The sequence below is a fragment of the Vogesella mureinivorans genome, from assembly GCF_007644035.1.
GTDB lineage: Bacteria > Pseudomonadota > Gammaproteobacteria > Burkholderiales > Chromobacteriaceae > Vogesella > Vogesella mureinivorans.
On record NZ_VMTV02000449.1, the window covers coordinates 1 to 360 of the forward strand.

Here is a 360-nt window from a genome sequence, read left to right on the forward strand (position 1 = left end):
TTTGCCCCACTCGCGGAAGTCGAATTCCACTCCCACATCAACTTAGCGCCTAAAGATAAATTGACAGATAAACAAATGTGGGGCGCAACCATGTTTGACCAGTTAATCTGTCGTGTCTCATTCCATCGTTTAAATTATGATGGCATTTATACACCACCTTCAGAAAATGGCACGCTCGTTTTCCCAGGTAATTTAGGTGTATTTGAATGGGGCGGTTTATCACTGAACCCTGATCGTCAAATTGCTGTGATGAACCCAATTGGACTGCCATTTGTCAGTAAATTGATTCCAGCTGAGAAATATACCATCCTTCCAAATACCGCAGGTTGTTTTGATGCCAATAGTGCGGTACGTACCTGT

At 43.1% G+C, this 360-nt stretch carries 1 pseudogene; it reads left to right on the top strand.

The window, feature by feature from the left end:
* Nucleotides 1-360: pseudogene (locus tag FLQ44_RS11475) on the top strand (hypothetical protein); the annotation flags it as partial.